The sequence below is a fragment of the Oceanisphaera sp. genome (genome assembly GCF_048268965.1).
In the GTDB taxonomy this organism is placed as follows: domain Bacteria; phylum Pseudomonadota; class Gammaproteobacteria; order Enterobacterales; family Aeromonadaceae; genus Oceanimonas.
This window is the reverse complement of record NZ_JBLWUK010000012.1, coordinates 49,412-66,835: the sequence shown is the minus strand read 5'-3', so window position 1 is coordinate 66,835 and position 17,424 is coordinate 49,412. Positions and strand designations below refer to the sequence as shown.

Here is a 17,424-nt window from a genome sequence, read left to right as displayed (position 1 = left end):
CAGGAGTTATGCAATGGGTATTTTAAGCTGGATTATTTTCGGCCTTATCGCCGGTATTATCGCCAAGTGGCTGATGCCCGGCCGGGATGGCGGCGGCTTTATCATGACCATTCTGCTGGGTATCGCCGGTGCTTTCGTCGGTGGCTGGATCGGTACTCGCCTGGGGTTTGGCGTGGTCACCGGTTTTAACCTCGGCAGCTTTTTCACCGCCATTATCGGCGCCCTCGCCCTGCTGTTCGTCTATCGACTGCTGAAAAAGTGATACTCGGTGAGGAATAATGGGGTGAGGGGTGAGGAGCTTAGTTCCTCGCCCCTCACCCCTTAGATCACGCCAATAAACTGGCCTCGGGCATTCCCTCAGCCTTTAGACGCTTACACAAAAATCCAGCATCCATAGCGTCGGGGACTAGGAAAACACACGCTATTTCGCTATCTTGACCGGGATTACCGCCTACCGGCGTATCGGGGTACGACATTACCCTGTTCAGTACCCTACGGTATTGACGGAGTCAAAGCCGCACCACAGCGACGCAATACCCCCCGTTTTTACGCTTAACACAGCTCCCATATCAAGAGCAGACCAAGCATGACTTTTCATCCAACATACACGTAAAGGGACTTATGACTATCAAATCTGCTACCGAGCCACCCAACCAGACCCGTATCGAACAGGATCTCATCGGCGAACAAGCCGTGCCCGCCTCGGCCTGGTACGGCATCCAGACCCAACGCGCCCAACAGAACTTCGATATTACCGGCCTGCCCATCAGCCACTTCCCGGAATTGGTACGCGGCCTGGCCATGGTGAAGGCGGCGGCGGCTCGCGCCAACCACCAGCTGGGATTACTGACCGATGACAAGGCCGAGGCCATTCAACAAGCCTGCTCGGACCTGATTCGTGGTGACTATCACGAACAGTTTATTGTCGATCTGATCCAGGGTGGCGCCGGCACTTCAAGCAACATGAATGCCAATGAAGTGATTGCCAATATCGGGCTGGTCAAGATGGGGTACGAGAAAGGCGAATATCGCCACCTGCACCCGAATAACGACATCAACCGTTCGCAGTCAACCAACGACGTCTACCCTACCGCGGCTCGCCTGGCCATCATCTTTGCGGCCCAATCCCTGAAAACCGTGATCAGCGATCTGCAGCACAGCCTGGCGGCCAAAGGCCAGGAGTTTGCCGATATTCTCAAGATGGGCCGCACCCAGATGCAAGACGCCGTGCCCATGACCCTGGGCCAGGAATTTGCCGCTTTTTCCGCCGATCTGAGCGTAGAAAACGGCCGCCTCGACGAGGCCTGCCAGCAGCTATGCGAAGTGAATCTGGGTGGCACCGCTATTGGCACCGGTATTAACGCTCCCAACGGCTATGCCCACCTGGCCGTCAACGAGCTGGCGGACATCAGCGGCCTGCCGGTCAGCCTGGCACCCAACCTGATTGCCGCCAGCGCCGACATGGGCGCCTTCGTGACCTTTTCCAGCACACTAAAACGGCTGGCCATCAAGCTGTCCAAGCTCAGCAACGACTTGCGTTTGTTATCCAGCGGCCCCCGTACCGGACTGGGTGAAATCAACCTGCCCGCCGTGCAGCCGGGTTCTTCCATTATGCCGGGCAAGGTCAACCCCGTGATCCCCGAAGCGATGAATCAGACCGCCTTTCAGGTGATGGGCACCGACATGACGGTGACCCTGGCTGCCGAAGCCGGCCAGCTGCAACTGAACGCCATGGAGCCGCTGATCATCTTCAACCTGCTGAACAACTGCCGCATGCTGGAAAAATCGATCCGCATGCTGGATGAATTGTGCATCCGCGGCATTACCGCCAACAAAGACCGCTGTGCCCAGCATGTTGAACAGAGCATTGGCATAGTGACGGCACTGGTGCCACACATCGGCTACGATAATGCCAGCCGCATCGCCGGCAGGGCACTGCTAACCGGCCAGGGCGTGGCCGAGCTGGTGAAGCAGGAACAATTGCTGACCGATGAGCAATTGGCTGAAATTCTGTCGCCCAAGGCCATGCTGCAGAGCGCATAAAACCAGGCTATCAACAACAAAAAGGCTCCCCATCGGGAGCCTTTTTTATTGTGCAGTGAGGGGGAAGTCGCAATGGAGTGAACCTGGCGCCTCACTCTTCACTCTTCACCCTTCACTCTTCACAGTATTTAATTACTTGAAGCTAGCCAGCAGATTCCATAAATCCGTCTGCATGGCACCCGCCGTCACTTCGCGCCCTGCACCGGGCCCCTGGATCACCAGCGGGTTCTGCCGATAATGGCAGGTTTCAACGGCATACACGTTATCGCCAGGGCGCAAGTTCGCAAACGCATGCTCCCGGGGCACCACTTCCAGCCCCACACTGGCCTCGCCACTCACCCCGTCAAAGCGCGCGATATGGCGCAATACACCGTCTTTTTTCCGGGCCGCAGCCAGCGCCTCGCCCAAGGGTTGATCGAGTTCCTGCAGACGCTCGAAAAAGGCGTCTTTATCCAGGGCAGCCAGCGTCTCGGACACCAGATCCTGCACCTTGACCCGGGCAGGGTCGAGATCAAAGCCAGCCTCGCGAGCCAGTATCACCAGCTTGCGTTTCACGTCCTGGCCATTGAGATCCTGGCGGGGATCCGGCTCGGTCAAGCCCTGTTGCCAGGCTTGCAACACCAGCTCGGAAAACGGCTGGCTGCCATCGAAATGCTGGAACAACCAGCTTAAGGTGCCGGAAAAAATACCGCTGATGGCGCGCACCTGTTCGCCCGATTGCTGCAATTGCCGGATGCTGCTTTGCACCGGCAAGCCGGCACCTACGGTGGCGTTGCTTAAAAACTGCACACTGTGCTCGGCCAGACTCTGTTTCAGGCGCAGATAAAAAGCCTGCTCTGCCGCTCCGGCCAGTTTGTTGGCGGCAATCAGGTGAATATGCTGCTCGACCAGCTCCGGATAATACTGCACCAGACTGCCGGAGGCGGTAAAATCGAGCGCCACCAACTGATCGAAACCGTGCTCTTCCAGGTTTTCCAGCCAGTTTGGCCAGACCATGGATACCGGCTGAAAATCGTTAAGCACCCGCTCTACTTCCAGCCCCTGGCTGGCCAGCATGCCGCCTTTGGAGTCAAACGCACCATAAAGAGTCAGCTGTACATTCAGCTTTTGTTCCAGGCGATCTTTTTGCTGCTGATATAATTTAAGCCAGGCTCGGCCAATATTGCCGCGACCAAATAAAATCAGGCCGATGCGCTTGGGCCGACTGAACAGGCTCTGATGCAAACGCAGCAATAACGGCTCGAGGGTGATTTTACGTACGATACCGACCAGGCTAAGGCCATTCTGGGCCGGCTGAATAAACTCCAGCGGCTGTTCGTTCAAGGCATGGTAAAAGTGCAAACACTGTTCGGGTTGCGCCGTGACTCCCCGGCCAACCAGCGCCACCAGCGAGAAGCCTTCACGCTCTTGCAACCCTTCGAAGCCGCCTGCCGGCTGATGGTCACGCAACAGGGAAAAGGCCTGTTCAGCCTGTTCGCGGGTATAGGCAATCTGCCACAGCTTGAGCTCGGGTCGACGCTTGCAGGCCAGGGGGGCCAGCTCGCGCTGGGTTAACCAGTCGGTCAGGGCGTTGACTCTGTCCTGGTAACGATCCGATATGGTCATTTCAATCAGCACCGCATCGTCAACCGAGGTCACGATGCGCGCCCCCGGCTCCCGCGGATGCTGGCGCAAAATTCGGGTATAACCGTCATCAGGATGATAGCTGCTGCGCAGTATCAGTTGTTGCCGACTGCCGGCCACCGGCCCCAGGGTACGGCTGTGCAATATCGACGACCCCAGTCGTGCCAGCTCGGCGGCTTCGGGTAAAGACAGGCGAGACAGCAGCTGAGCTTCCTGAACACGGCGAGGATCAGCACTGAACACGCCGGGCACATCACTCCAGATGGTGCTGTGTGAGCTGTCAGCCAGATCGGCCAGCAAGGTCGCGCTAAAGTCAGAGCCGTTACGCCCCAGCAGCCGGGTTCTGTCATCGGCATCCGCGGCAATAAAACCGGTCACCACCACTATCTGATCGGTGTGCTCTGCCAGAATGGCCTGCAACTGCTGGCGCGAAAAGGCGTCGTCGACCTGCACCGGCGAACCGGACACCCGCAGAAAACGGCGCGCATCCAGGCTGGCGGCCGGAAGTCCCTGGCAATTCAACAAGCTGGCCAACAGTCGTGCCGACCACAGCTCGCCAAAAGACTGAATAAAATTACGCTGGTAGTCGTCGAGCCGCCGGCTTTCCAGCGCGGCGGCGATACGGTTGATGTCATCATCCAGCAGGGTCAGCAAGGGAGCAGCATGCGCCTCGCTCAGGGTGCTGATGATCAGCTGCTGCTGAAAAAGATACAGCCCTTCCAGCGTAGTGGCAGCGGCGTTGTCACCACTGGCAAACAAATTCAGCAACTCAATCAGACGATTGGTGGTTTTACCCGAGGCCGACACCACTACCAGTGCATCAGCCTGCTTTTGACTGCGAATAATGTCGGCCACCCGGTGAAAACAGGCGGCATCGGCCAGGCTGCTGCCACCAAATTTATGCACCGGGCGCCGTTGCGTTCCGGTATCAGCTTGGTACTGGGTCATTAGTTGCTTAACACCTTAAAAGCTTGGTCAAAATCGGCGATCAAGTCACGAACATCTTCAATACCCACGGAAACACGCAGCAATTGATCGTTGATACCGGCAACAATGCGATCCGCCTCGGGCATGGCGGCGTGGGTCATGGTGGCCGGGTGGGCAATCAGGCTCTCCACACCGCCCAGGGACTCCGCCAGACAGAACAGCTTGAGCTGCTTCAGAAACGCACGCATGCCGGCTTCATCGGTATCCAGTTCGAAGCTGAGCATGGCACCAAAACCCGATTGCTGGCGGGCTGCCACTTCATGGCCCGGGCTGTCTGGCAAGCTGGGGTGATACACGGCTTTTACTTCGGGGCGCCCTTGCAGGTAAGCCAGCACGGCTTCGGCGTTGTCGCAATGCTGGCGCATGCGCACGCCCAGTGTGCGCAGCCCGCGCAGGGTCTGGTAGTTGTCGAAGGCAGAGCCGGTCAGGCCCAGACAGTTGGCCCACCAGCGCAGCTCTTCGGCAAGGTCCGCACAGGCGGCTACCACGGCGCCACCCAGGGCATCGGAATGGCCATTGATATATTTGGTGGTCGAGTGCACCACCAAATCGGCACCCAGGGTCAGTGGCTGTTGCAACACGGGAGACAGGAAGGTGTTGTCCACCACACTCAAGGCTCCCACCTCTTTGGCCGCGGCACACAGGGCGGCGATATCCACCACCCGCAGCAAGGGGTTGGACGGCGTTTCAATCCACAGCATTTTCGGCTTTTTCGCCATCGCCGCCGCCACGGCAGCCGGGTCGGTCTGATCGACGTATTCCACCTTGAAATGGCCTTTTTTGGCGAAGGCATTAAAGATGCGGTGGCTGCCGCCGTAACAGTCATGGGGGGCGATCAGCAGATCATCGGCCTGCAGCTGAGAGGTCACGATTAAATTGATGGTGCCTATGCCATTGGAGGTCACGGCCGCACCACCGCCTTTTTCCATACTGGTGAGGGCGTCAATCAGGGTCTGACGGGTGGGGTTGCCCGAGCGGGCATAGTCAAAGCGACGCTGCTCGTTATAATCGGCAAACGAATAAGTACTGCTCAGATAAATAGGCGGTACCACGGCTCCATGCTGGGTATCGGTGTCGATGCCGGTACGAACGGCATGAGTTTGGGTCTGGTAATCTGGCATATTATCTCCTTTGCACTCTGGCAGCCTGGGGTCTCTGTGGGCACAGTACCCCAGCGCTCATAAGCCGTCAATCCTTCCAGACGTCTAAGTCTCTTTGCTGTTGGATTGCCAATATAAAATGTAAGGGTTACAATTCGGCTCGAATTTTTTAACCTTGATGCGGGTGGATAATGAAAACTGAATGGAACGGCGACTATATCAGTCCTTATGCCGAGCACGGCAAGAAAAATGAACAAGTTAAGAAAATTACCGTGTCCATACCGCTCAAGGTATTGAAGATATTAACCGACGAGCGTACCCGCCGACAGGTAAACAATTTACGCCATGCCACCAACAGTGAACTGTTGTGTGAAGCCTTTTTGCATGCCTACACCGGCCAGCCCTTGCCGCAAGACGATGACTTGCGCAAGGATGTTTCCGATCAGATACCTGCTCGCGCCCGGGACATCATGGCCAAGCTGGGTCTTGAAATAGAAGACTTCGAGATCAACGGCGACGAATAACAGGCCCTGCGGGTAGCTGTCTGCTCAGCCGACCAGCCGCGCCAGGGATGGCGCGGCTGGGTCTGGAGAGAGCGAGCCTGTCTCGCCGTGACAAACAGCAGTCATATCAAAAAGTTGTGACTAAGAGGCAGGCTGACCGGCTTACGACTTTGTTTTCGGGCCGTGGCCTTCAGGATTAACCAGTATCTTGGGCCAGGGTAACCCGGCGTCGCCCAGGGTAATAAAGTTGGGATTGATCAGGGTGTCGCGATGATTATAACTGAGCGGCTCCAGATGCAGGTCCAGAATGCGCCCTCCCGCTTCCTCCACTATGCATTGCGTCGCGCCCGTGTCCCATTCTCCGGTGGGACCAATACGCATATAGATATCCGCGCCACCTTCGGCCACCAGACACGATTTTAACGAGCTGGACCCCAGAGGCACCAGTTGATAGTCCAACTCCGTGGTCAGACGATCGCGTACCCAGTCTACATTTTGCCGACGGCTAATGGTGATCCTTAACTGGGTCAGCGGCCTGGTCGCGTCGTAATGGCTGGATGAAATCGCCCTGGTTTCCCCCTTGGCCTGCTTGAACGCCCCCTTGCCGGACACCGCATAATACAGCAAGTCATTCACCGGACCGTACACCACCCCCAGCACCGGCTTACCGTCTTCCACCAGCGCTATCATGGTCGAAAAATCGCCGCTGCCGGCAATAAATTCCTGAGTACCATCCAGAGGGTCGACCAGCCAATAGCGAGGCCAGCTGCTACGCTCGGCCAAGGACACTTCACAGCCTTCTTCCGACAGCACCGGAATGTCGGCTATGGCTCGCAATGCATGTTGAAGATAATCATGGGCCGCCAGATCGGCACTGGTGACCGGACTGTCATCGTCTTTGCTCTCGGCCTGATACTGTCCGCTGTTGTACAGCGCCAGGATCAGCCTGCCGGACTCTCGGGCAGCCGCGATGACGCCGGGCAACAAGGCATGGATATCCATGTTTACTCCTCTTTATTGAGCCAGCTTTGTAGCAAAAACAGGCCACAGATGCTGCGCGCTTCACTGAAATCGGATCGGGCCATCAACTGATCTATTTGATCCAGCGGCCAGGGCACCACATCGAGGGGTTCCGGTTCATCTCCCTCTCTTTGTTCAGGATACAGATCTTGCGCCAACAATATATCCATCCGGCTACCAAAATAGCCGGGAGCCAGGCTGACTTGCTTCAAGGGGGTCAGCTGCCTCGCCCCATAACCTATTTCTTCCATCAACTCTCTGTTACCTGCCTCAATGGCATTTTCTCCGGGATCGATCAGCCCCTTGGGGAAGCCCAGTTCATAACTGTGGGTGCCGGCGGAGTACTCGCGGATCAACAATAGAGTATTTTCATCCAGCATGGGTATCAGCATAACGGCACCTCGGCCACTGTTACGCATGCGCTCGTAAACTCGCTCTACGCCATTGCTAAATTTAAGATGTAGCGACTCCACCTTGAATAAGCGACTCTCTGCCACCAATTCGGTATGCAGTATTTGAGGTTTTTGCTTGTTGTCCGCCATGCTCCACTTCCGTCTTTTAGCTAAGCTTACCCAGAGATTATCGCAACTGGCGATAAACGTCTGCCTACAAGTGAGGACAAATCGGATTTGCAGCGACCAAAGGACGCCTCGATTATCGGCATCTGGTATGATTAATCTTCAATTTATCAACAAGAGCGAGTGATATGAACGGACCAACTCCCAGCATTCGCCTCGACAAATGGCTGTGGGCCGCCCGTTTCTACAAGACTCGCAGCCTGGCTCGCACCATGATTGATGGCGGCAAGGTGCATTATAATGGCCAGCGCAGCAAACCCAGCAAACTCATTGAGGTAGGCGCTCATATTCGCCTGCGTCAGGGGCACGACGAAAAGGAAGTCGAGGTGCTGGCTCTGTCAGAGCACAGGGGCAAGGCCGAGCAAGCCCAGCAGCTGTACCGGGAAACTCCGGACAGTATGAAAAAGCGCGAGCAAAATGCCGAAGCGCGTAAACTCAACAGCCAGTTTGCACCCAGCCCGCAACGCAGACCGGACAAAAAAGAGCGCCGCTCTCTGCTTAAAATCAAGCAGGGGCAGGAATAAGCCATGCGCGGTTAGGCGTTAGGCGTTAGGCGTTAGGCGTTAGGCGTTAGGCGTTAGGCGTTAGGCGGGAATTCTACCGCTCCTTACCGTAAAGGTTGGAGCAATTACGTACTCAATATGCAAGCCATAGTGGCCAGAGGCGAAGACAGGATTTTTTATGACTCACATAGACACACTCCATCGTTACCTGTTCGATAACTACCAGGTAAGAGGCGAGCTGGTGCAGCTGCAGCAAAGCTATCAGCAGGTACTGGCATCCCAGGCTTACCCTGCTCCGGTACGCCGACTGCTGGGCGAGTTGCTTACCGCGACCAGCCTGCTGACCGCTACCCTCAAATTTGAGGGGCATATCACCGTGCAGCTACAGGGTGATGGCCCGGTCTCGTTAGCCGTGATCAACGGAGATCACCAACAACAGATGCGGGGCGTGGCACGTTGGGAAGGCGAAGTGCCGGACACCGAAAAGCTGGCGGATCTGGTCGGTAAAGGCTACCTCGCCATTACCATTACTCCGTTTGAGGGCGAGCGCTATCAGGGCATAGTGGAACTGGGTCAGCACTCGCTCAGCGAAAGCCTGGAAAACTACTTTGCCCAGTCCGAGCAGCTCGACACCCGTATCTGGCTATTTACCGATACACAACAAGCCGAACCTCGTTGTGCCGGCATGCTGCTGCAGGCCATGCCCAATGGGCAAAACGGCGACTTTACTCACCTGGAAGCACTGACCCACACCATTAAAGCCGACGAGCTGCTGACCCTGGATGCTCACGAAGTACTCTACCGTCTCTATCATCAGGAAGCGGTACGGGTGTTTGATCCACAGCCAGTGTGTTTCAAGTGCACCTGCTCTCGCGAAAAGTGTGAACAGGCACTGCTGCAGTTAGGCCAGGAAGAGGCCCAGGAGGCGGTAAAAGAAGCAGGTAAAATAGAGATGCACTGCGACTACTGCGGTCAGCACTATCACTTTAATGGTGCAGACGTGCAAAGCATCTTTAATGACTCACCAACAGTTCATTAACATTGTGTGCGATAATGGGGGCCATTGTGCCCCTTTTTTATTAATTTACTATGCAATTCTCTAAATTTTGACACTGATCCCCTAAATTCAACGAATTTACTGCTAACCTCCCCGCAATAAACCATACCAATAATTACGCTTAACCAACCCCCTTTGTACCAGGAGATAATATGACGTCCAAGGCGCAGGAATTAGGCCTTTCGCAATACGGTATCAACGATGTTACCGAGATCCTTCATAACCCCTCTTACGAGCAGTTGTTCGCCGAAGAAACCCGTGCGGATCTGGAAGGCTACGAAAAAGGCGTGGAAACCAGCCTGGGCGCCGTTGCCGTGGACACCGGTATCTTTACCGGCCGCTCTCCAAAAGATAAGTACATAGTGCGTGACGACGTCACCCGTGACACCGTCTGGTGGGCCGATCAGGGCAAGAACGACAACAAGCCGATGAGCCAGGAAACCTGGACCGAGCTGAAGGCCCTGGTCACCGGTCAACTGTCCGGCAAGCGCCTGTTCGTGGTTGACACCTATTGCGGTGCCAACCCGGATACTCGCCTGGCCGTGCGCTTCGTGACCGAGGTGGCCTGGCAGGCGCACTTCGTGAAAAACATGTTCATTCGCCCCTCCGAGGCCGAGCTGGAAGGCTTCGAGCCTGACTTTGTGGTGATGAACGGCGCCAAGTGCACCAACCCCAACTGGAAAGAACAGGGCCTGAACAGCGAAAACTTCGTTGCCTTCAACCTGACCGAGCGGGTCCAGCTGATCGGTGGCACCTGGTACGGCGGCGAAATGAAAAAAGGCATGTTTTCCATGATGAACTACCTGCTGCCGCTGAAGGGCATCGCCTCCATGCACTGCTCTGCCAACGTGGGTAAAGACGGCGACGTGGCCATCTTCTTCGGCCTGTCCGGCACCGGCAAGACCACCCTGTCCACCGATCCCCAGCGTCAGCTGATCGGCGACGACGAGCACGGCTGGGACGATGACGGCGTGTTCAACTTCGAAGGTGGCTGCTACGCCAAGACCATCAAGCTGAGCAAGGAAAACGAGCCAGAAATCTACGCTGCTATCCGCCGCGATGCACTGCTGGAAAACGTCACCGTGAAAGAAGACGGCACCATCGACTTCGATGATGGCTCCAAGACCGAGAACACCCGTGTCTCCTACCCCATCTATCACATCGACAACATCGTCAAGCCAGTCTCCAAAGCCGGCCATGCCAAGAAGGTGATCTTCCTGACTGCCGATGCCTTCGGCGTGCTGCCTCCGGTGAGCAAGCTGACCCGCGAACAGGCCGAATATCACTTCCTGTCCGGCTTTACCGCCAAACTGGCCGGTACCGAGCGCGGCATCACAGAGCCAACGCCGACTTTCTCCAGCTGTTTTGGTGCCGCCTTCCTGAGCCTGCACCCAACCCAGTACGCCGAAGTGCTGGCCAAGCGTATGGATGCGGCCGGCGCCGAAGCCTACCTGGTCAACACCGGCTGGAACGGCACCGGCAAGCGGATCTCCATCAAGGCGACCCGCGCCATCATCAATGCCATCCTCGACGGCTCCATTGAAGATGCCGAGTTCGTGCAACTGCCCTACTTCAACATGGCGATCCCGACCGCGTTGAACGGCGTGGAAGACGGCTCCATTCTGGACCCGCGCAAAACCTATGCCGACCCGGCCGAGTGGGACGTCAAGGCACAGGATCTGGCCAAGCGTTTCGTGGACAACTTCGACAAGTTCACCGACACCGCAGAAGGCAGAGCCCTGGTTGCTGCGGGCCCACAGCTGTAACCGCAGGTAAACACACGCAATAAAAAGACCCGGGCTTAGTCCCGGGTCTTTTTTTAGAGGCCATTGGCCGATCTGCAGCGGACATCAATGGGGTAAATACTTGTCGTTCCATTCCTGCAGCCAGCTTCCAACCTGTTCGGCCGGCATGGGCCGAGAGATGCCATATCCCTGAACATAGTAACAGCCCAGCTCCTTCAGCCGCTCGCCCTGCTCAAACCTTTCCATCCCCTCAACCACTACCACCATTCTCAAGGTCGCGGCCAGTTGCACCACCACTTCAATCATGCAGGCATCATGGGTATTCGATAGCAGGTTACAGACAAAGCTGCGATCGATTTTAATGCTGTCGAGCGGCAATCGTTTCAGGTGGGATAACGAGGAATAACCGGTGCCAAAGTTGTCCATCGACACACATATCCCCAGGCTGCGGCATCGCTCCAGCACGGCCACGGCAGCCTTGATGTCAGTCAGCACGGCATTTTCCTGAAACTCCAGCGCCAGCAGGCTGGGGAGAGCCTGCGGATACAGGGCCAGCAAGCGGTTCAGCTCCTTGCTGAAGTCCGGGTGCAGCAGCTGACCGCCACTGACGTTGAAACTGACTTTGAATACCAGCCCTTGCTGGCTCCATTGCGTCATTTGCGCCAGCACCTGCTCTATGACCCACATCCCCAGTTCAAATTCCATATGACTGCCGACGATAACGGGTAAAAAACCCTCCGGAGTCACTATGCCATGCTCGGGGTCATTCCAGCGCAGCAAGGCTTCCATCCCCACCACCTGCTGGGTAAACAGATCCGTCGTGGGCTGGTAATACAGCAGAAACTCTCCCTGACGAAAAGCATTAATCAGCCGCGTCAGTTGCTGCAGCCTGTTTTGCTCTTGCAGATGAAGCGCGGCATCAAAAAATACATAGGCATTCTTGCCCTGCTTTTTCGCCTGATACATGGCCTGGTCGGCATAGCGCAGCAGCAGCTCGGCATCCAGGCTGTCTTGCGGATACAGCGCCACACCTATACTGGCCGATATCCTGACACTGTGCCCGTCCAGTTCAAGGGGCTCATTCACCACGCTTTGTACCCGTTCGAGTATTTCATCGCACTCCAGGCTATTGTGCAGCTCGGTAAACAATAGCGCGAACTCGTCCCCACCCAGGCGACACATGGCATCACAGCTACGGGTGACTTTTCCCAGGCGGCGACTGATTTCGATTAACAGCCGATCTCCCGCGGCATGACCCAGGCCGTCGTTTATCGCCTTAAAGCCATCCAAATCGAGATAGCAGACCGCCAGGCGCCCGTAGTTACGCTGTGCCGACGCAATCGCGTGCTCCAACAACTCGCCAAACAACACCCGGTTAGGCACCCCAGTGAGGGCATCGTGACAGGCTCTATGCTCCAGCTCGGCCTCATGATCTTTCAAATAGCTGATATCGGAAAAGATGGCGACATGATTGAGCACCCTGCCTTCATCATCCTTTACTACAGAAATAGCCAGTAACAATGAATAGCTCTCGCCATTCTTGCGCAGGCTCGACAGCTCACCCTGCCAATGATTTTCCGTCTTGAAGTGCTGGTGCAGCTGGTTGTAGAAATCATCATCAAAATGAAAATACTGCAACACTTTGGGGGTGCGCCCCAATACCTCGGCAGACGAATAACCGGTAATGCGGGTAAAAGCCGGATTGATATGAATAATACGGTGGTCGGGATCCGTAATCATGATGCCATCGTAACTCGCCCCGAATACGCTGGCGGCCAGGCGTTGCTGATTCGCTATTTCTTTCTGTTCGCTGACATCGTGCCCCACACTCAACATGTCGCCATTGGGCAGCATGATGTTGGCCCACAGGGTAGTCAGCTTTTTTCCTGCCCGGTTGGTGGGCCGCCACTCTCTGAACACAGAGTTGTTATGAGTGCTCAAGGTAGCCATGACCTGTTGTTGCTCGGCGGGATCGGGATAAAAAAGACTGATGGGAGCCGGGTGTTCCCTGATCTCCGTAAAGCTCCAGCCGAATAGCCGCTCACATTCGTTATTCCACAGAATACAGCGCCCTTGCGCATTGAAGGCGTTAATTGGAATGGGCACATGCTCGAACAACGCCTTGAGCCGGTTCAGAAACCGCCGGGAGGAGCCTTCCCGTTTGTGGGTCCGTAATTGCCGTGTGTGCTCACGCCACAACAAGGCACCATGTGCCGCCATGGTATCCAGCAACTGGCGTTGCCGGGGCAGGAGTGCCGGCGGCGAGGCCGGATACTTAAGCAGCAATAGTCCGTTGAGTGCCTCATGCAGGATGGGCACCGCCAGATAACTTTCATCCAGGCTGGAGCCAGGCCCGGCAATGGCACAGTAGAATTTTTTCTGCTGCCAGACGGCCTGATAATCGGCGGGGGACCACCGAGGTAACAAGGGCCATGTTGAACCTGCCACCACAGACGGCGTGGGCTCATGGGCGTGAAAAAAAACAAAGCAGGCAGACAAGGCGTCTACACTAGCAGCCACCTGTTCACACAAATGACGCCAGTCATGACTGCCCTGAGCATTAATATCAGCCATAGGGTGCAAATAATCGTCCTGATGATACTGCCGTCGCATATCCATGCTCATGGTGGTTATCGCTTTAATTCAGTGATATTGATGCAGAATGACTAGAGGGCCCAGGCGCTGCCTTGCATAAAGTCCTCCCACACGGCTACAAAAACCATCTAGCAAGCACAACAAACCTTAATCATAGAACAGCTTCGTCATTTGTGTGGGCCGAGCCTGATGGCTGCCAGCATTCTTTGGCAACATCAAAAAAGCCCCTCGCCAGGACACTGGCCTGGGAGTCACCACGCATCACCAGGGCGCCAAGCCGGCTCATGGCCGGCAATGCCAAGGGCCGGCTCTCGACCCCCGGCAGCTCGGTAAACAAGGCACTGCCGGCGGGGATCAGCGCACAACCCAGACCGGAATGCACCGCCCGCATCAGCCGGTATACCGAATTGGATGCCAGCATCGGCTGCAGCCTTACCCCCTGCAGGTCGAAGACTCTTTCCAGATAATGGCGAAAGTACATGCCGGTTTTCGGCAGACACAGGGGCAGTTGTGCCAGATCGAGCGGCGTCGGCTGCAAGGGTATCCGCTCGCGCCAGGCCGCACCAAACGCCACCCTCACCCCCTGTTCCGGCAGGGCCAGGCTGTTCAATCGTGCCAGCACCTCGGGCTCGAAAAAACCGCCGCCTATATCCAGGCTGTTGTTTTCCAGTCCCTGCAGTATGGCGTCTGCGGTCATGTCGTTGATCTCGAAACTTAAGCCCGGATAACGCCGGCGCAGCAGCGCCAGTATCGGGTTGAGATCCATGCAGCTTAACGGCACCAGGCCCAGCCGCACCGTACCGGTGAGGCTGCCCTTCATGGCTTCTACCTCCAGCTTGAGATTGCCGTACTGGCTCAGCAGATTGCGGGCCCCCGCCAGCACCCGCTCCCCTTCCGGGGTAAACCCCTCGAATTGCTTGCCCCGGCGCACCAGAACCAGACCCAGCTCGTCCTCCAGCTGTTTGATGCGCATCGACAGGGTCGGCTGGGTAATACAGCAAGCCTGGGCCGCTCGGCCGAAGTGCCGTTCCCGCTCCAGGGCACAGAGATACTGCAGCTGTTTGATGTCCACGATGCCTTCACTCTTTAATCACTAATAAATATGACTGCTAGTTGTTTTGATAGATTACATCTTTCAGCACATCGAGTCTTTCGATTAGATTGCCGCCCGCCAGCTGTCTACACTGGCCCCACGATTCAACTGCCTTCGCCGAGTGTTGTGATGCCTCTCTGTCAGCCCGAAACTCTGCCCGGTTATCATCCTGTGGCCACCACCGTCGGGGACACCCATGCCCTCGGGTTGACGCCACTTCAATAGCAGCACCAGCAAGAAACCAGATACCATCATGAAGACCAAGAAAATAAAATCCTATCAGGGACCAGCCGGCGGCTGGGGCGCCCTGGCTTCCACCACCCGTTTCGTGTTCGGCAGCAAAAAACCGGCGGCCAACATCCGCAATCTGCTCAGGGCCAATCAGGTCAAGGGCTTCGACTGCCCCGGCTGTGCCTGGGGCGACGAACAGGGCAAGCATTTCTCCTTCTGCGAAAACGGCGCCAAGGCCATCAGCTGGGAAGCCACCAAGAAACTGGTCACGCCGGCCTTCTTTCGCCAGCACCCGCTGAGCCAATTGCAGCGCCAGAGCGACTATTTTCTCGAATATCAGGGACGCATCGAACAGCCCATGTACCTGAACCGGGAGACCGACCGCTACCAGCCCATCTCCTGGGACGATGCCTTCGCCCTGATCGCCAGCCACCTGCAGGCGCTGGAAGACCCGGATCAGCTGGAGCTCTATACCTCGGGCCGGGCCAGCAACGAAGCCGCCTATCTCTATCAGCTGTTCGGTCGCTCGTTTGGCACCAATAACTTTCCCGACTGCTCCAACCTCTGCCACGAGGCCAGCGGCGTGGCCCTGACTCAGGCCATCGGCGTGGGCAAGGGCACCGTCACCCTGAACGACTTCGACGAAGCCGATGCCATCTTCGTATTCGGCCAGAATCCGGGCACCAATCACCCGCGCATGCTGCACAGTCTGCGTAACGCCGCCCGAGGCGGCGCCGCCATCGTCAGCTTCAACAACCTGAAGGAACGGGGCCTGGAGCGCTTTGCCGATCCACAAAGTCCGATAGAGATGCTGACGCCAAAAGACTCGCGCATTTCCAGCCACTATTTCTGCCCACGACTGGGCGGTGACATGGCGGCGATACGCGGCATGGTCAAATGCCTGCTGGAATGGGACGCCGAGGCGCTGGCCCGGGGCGAGGCCGGCCTGCTCGACCGGGATTTTATCGAACAACACACCCTAGGGCTGGACGCCTACATCGCACAAGTGGCCGCCACCACCTGGCAGCAGATCACCGAGCAATCGGGCCTGAGCCAAGCGCAAATCACCCAGGCAGCCGCAGTACATGCCGGCGCCGAAAGAGTCATAGTGACCTGGGCCATGGGCATCACCCAACACAAGCATTCGGTGGCCACCATTCGGGAACTCGTCAACCTGCAGCTGCTGCGCGGCCAGCTCGGCAAGCCGGGGGCCGGCCTGTGCCCGGTGCGGGGCCACAGCAATGTGCAGGGCAACCGCACCGTCGGCATCAACGAGCAACCCGACACCGTCTTTCTCGAGCGGCTGGAGCAGCACTTCAAGCATCCCATGCCACGCCAGGCGGGTCATAATGCGGTAGCTGCCATTCAGTCCATGCTGGATGGCAAGTCGAAGGTGTTTATTGCGCTGGGGGGCAACATCGCCGCCGCAGCACCCGATACCCATGTCACCGCCCGGGCCCTGGCCCACTGCGAGCTGACGGTACAGATCAGCACCAAGCTCAACCGCAGCCATGTGATGGCCGGTAAAGAGGCGCTGATTTTGCCCTGCCTGGGCCGTACCGAACAGGATATGCAGGCCAGCGGCTCCCAGTTCATTACCGTGGAAGACTCCTTCAGCATGGTGCATGCCTCCGAAGGCGTGGGCAAACCCAAGAGCCCGCACCAGCGCTCGGAAACTGCCATCGTCGCCGGTATCGCCCAGGCCACTCTGGGCAGCAAACCGCTAGACTGGCTGGCGCTGGCCGATGACTACGACCGCATTCGCGAACACATTGCCGCCACCATTCCCGGCTTCGAGCGCGTTAACGAGCAACTGCAGCAACCCGGCGGTTTCTACCTGGGCAACAGCGCCGCCCGCTATCAGTGGCAGACCGACAGCGGCAAGGCCAACTTTGGCGCCGACGCCCTGCCCGCCAGCCTGATCCCGGAGGCCATTACCAACCGAGCCCAGGGCATGCTGTCTACTCTGCAGACCCTGCGTTCCCACGATCAGTACAACACCACCATCTATGGCATGGACGATCGCTATCGCGGCGTATACGGTCAGCGCATGGTGGTGTTTATGCACCCGGACGAGATCAAGCGCCGCGGGCTGAAAGAAGGGGACTGGGTCGAACTGGTCAGCGTCTGGCTGGACGACACCGAGCGCAAGGTCGGTGGCTTCAAGGTAGTGGCCTACGATATTCCGCCCGGCGACGTGGCGGCCTATTACCCGGAAACCAACCCCCTGGTACCACTGCACAGCGTCGGCGACGGCAGCGATACGCCCACCTCCAAGTCGATTCCGGTGTTGATCCGCAAGCAGGAGGCGGAGCGGATTATTTAAGCACGATAAACGCTGTATAC

At 57.1% G+C, this 17,424-nt stretch carries 13 protein-coding genes; 7 read left to right on the top strand and 6 right to left on the bottom strand.

Annotated features, from left to right (window positions below; genetic code table 11):
- Positions 1-13 precede the first annotated feature (13 nt).
- Together ACN0VL_RS07685 and ACN0VL_RS07680 are read left to right on the top strand one after the other, a co-directional pair.
- Complete coding sequence (locus tag ACN0VL_RS07685) at positions 14-262, top strand: GlsB/YeaQ/YmgE family stress response membrane protein (RefSeq protein ID WP_417616114.1); 249 nt, start codon at positions 14-16, stop codon at positions 260-262.
- Positions 263-621: 359 nt separating this feature from the next.
- Positions 622-2,043, top strand: coding sequence for an aspartate ammonia-lyase (locus ACN0VL_RS07680; RefSeq protein ID WP_417616112.1), 1,422 nt, complete (start codon positions 622-624; stop codon positions 2,041-2,043).
- A gap of 132 nt (positions 2,044-2,175) precedes the next feature.
- On the opposite strand, the gene metL is transcribed toward ACN0VL_RS07680, so the two are convergent.
- Positions 2,176-4,614: a bifunctional aspartate kinase/homoserine dehydrogenase II gene (gene metL, locus ACN0VL_RS07675; protein ID WP_417616110.1), complete on the bottom strand. Its 2,439-nt coding sequence runs from the start codon at positions 4,612-4,614 to the stop codon at positions 2,176-2,178.
- On the bottom strand, positions 4,614-5,774 hold the full coding sequence (gene metB, locus ACN0VL_RS07670; protein ID WP_417616108.1) for a cystathionine gamma-synthase: 1,161 nt from the start codon (positions 5,772-5,774) through the stop codon (positions 4,614-4,616). The genes metL and metB overlap by 1 nt, the downstream gene beginning before the upstream one ends.
- Before the next feature lie 170 nt (positions 5,775-5,944).
- On the opposite strand from metB, the gene metJ reads away from it, so the two are divergent.
- Positions 5,945-6,277 (top strand): met regulon transcriptional regulator MetJ, encoded by a 333-nt coding sequence (gene metJ / locus ACN0VL_RS07665; protein WP_417616107.1) that lies wholly within the window; start codon positions 5,945-5,947, stop codon positions 6,275-6,277.
- Positions 6,278-6,418: 141 nt separating this feature from the next.
- On the opposite strand, the gene cysQ is transcribed toward metJ, so the two are convergent.
- Together cysQ and nudE are read right to left on the bottom strand one after the other, a co-directional pair.
- Positions 6,419-7,258 carry a 3'(2'),5'-bisphosphate nucleotidase CysQ gene (cysQ, locus tag ACN0VL_RS07660; protein ID WP_417616105.1) on the bottom strand — a complete coding sequence of 280 codons (840 nt, stop codon included), beginning with the start codon at positions 7,256-7,258 and terminating at the stop codon, positions 6,419-6,421.
- Positions 7,259-7,260: 2 nt separating this feature from the next.
- On the bottom strand, positions 7,261-7,818 hold the full coding sequence (gene nudE, locus ACN0VL_RS07655; RefSeq protein WP_417616103.1) for an ADP compounds hydrolase NudE: 558 nt from the start codon (positions 7,816-7,818) through the stop codon (positions 7,261-7,263).
- A gap of 164 nt (positions 7,819-7,982) precedes the next feature.
- Here nudE and hslR point away from each other — a divergent pair, with 164 nt between their 5' ends.
- The 3 genes from hslR (at position 7,983) to pckA (ending at position 11,180) form a co-directional block, all read left to right on the top strand.
- Positions 7,983-8,378 carry a ribosome-associated heat shock protein Hsp15 gene (gene hslR / locus ACN0VL_RS07650; protein WP_417616101.1) on the top strand — a complete coding sequence of 132 codons (396 nt, stop codon included), beginning with the start codon at positions 7,983-7,985 and terminating at the stop codon, positions 8,376-8,378.
- 157 nt (positions 8,379-8,535) lie between these two features.
- Positions 8,536-9,396 carry an Hsp33 family molecular chaperone HslO gene (gene hslO / locus ACN0VL_RS07645; RefSeq protein WP_417616099.1) on the top strand — a complete coding sequence of 287 codons (861 nt, stop codon included), beginning with the start codon at positions 8,536-8,538 and terminating at the stop codon, positions 9,394-9,396.
- A gap of 170 nt (positions 9,397-9,566) precedes the next feature.
- Entirely contained in the window at positions 9,567-11,180 is a 1,614-nt protein-coding gene (pckA, locus tag ACN0VL_RS07640) for a phosphoenolpyruvate carboxykinase (ATP) (RefSeq protein WP_417616097.1), read from the top strand.
- Positions 11,181-11,264: 84 nt separating this feature from the next.
- Here the strand turns inward: pckA and ACN0VL_RS07635 are convergent, their stop codons facing one another.
- Together ACN0VL_RS07635 and ACN0VL_RS07630 are read right to left on the bottom strand one after the other, a co-directional pair.
- Entirely contained in the window at positions 11,265-13,784 is a 2,520-nt protein-coding gene (locus ACN0VL_RS07635; RefSeq protein ID WP_417616095.1) for an EAL domain-containing protein, read from the bottom strand.
- Between the two features lie 121 nt (positions 13,785-13,905).
- Positions 13,906-14,826, bottom strand: coding sequence for a LysR family transcriptional regulator (locus ACN0VL_RS07630; RefSeq protein WP_417616093.1), 921 nt, complete (start codon positions 14,824-14,826; stop codon positions 13,906-13,908).
- Positions 14,827-15,100: 274 nt separating this feature from the next.
- Between ACN0VL_RS07630 and ACN0VL_RS07625 the strand changes: the two genes are divergently transcribed.
- Positions 15,101-17,404, top strand: coding sequence for an FdhF/YdeP family oxidoreductase (locus tag ACN0VL_RS07625; protein ID WP_417616091.1), 2,304 nt, complete (start codon positions 15,101-15,103; stop codon positions 17,402-17,404).
- The last annotated feature ends 20 nt before the right edge of the window (positions 17,405-17,424 follow it).